Source organism: Rhizobium sp. 05N430 (assembly GCF_056396985.1).
In genome coordinates this window covers 1-507 of record NZ_JBFTMO010000053.1, presented here as the reverse complement: position 1 = coordinate 507, position 507 = coordinate 1, and the positions used below count along the sequence as shown (strand labels likewise).

General features: G+C 59.6%; 1 protein-coding gene. It reads left to right on the top strand.

Annotated features, from left to right (window positions below; translation table 11 throughout):
- Window positions 1-507, top strand: a 507-nt coding sequence (locus AC1DJO_RS29880) for a transposase family protein (protein WP_477974137.1), incomplete at both ends; no start/stop codon positions are given.

Below are 507 nucleotides of genomic sequence, written 5' to 3'. Positions count from 1 at the left end.
CAGATCGACGGGTCGCATCACTGGTGGTTCGAGGACCGTGGCCGCAAATGCGCCCTGCTCGTCTACATCGACGATGCGACCGGCAAGCTGTTGCATCTGCGCTTTGCCGCCTCTGAGAACACCTTTGACTATCTGCATGCGACGAAGGTTTTCCGCAGCACGCATGCCTCGATGACGGACCGCACGAGCGGTCTGACGCAATTCGGCCGGGCGCTTTATGAATTGAACATCGACATTATCTGCGCCAACACCCCGCAGGCGAAAGGCCGGGTGGAACGCGCCAATCAGACGCTGCAGGATCGGCTGGTGAAGGAATTGCGGCTGCGCGGTATCGATACGATCGAGGCGGCCAACGCCTATGCGCCTGAGTTCATGGCGGATTTCAATACGCGTTTCGGGAAGCCACCGCGCAATCCGAAGGACATGCACCGGCCGTTGGCCGATCATGAGAACCTCGATGATGCCATGTGCCGCAAGGAGGTTCGCAAGCTGTCGCATTCCTTGACC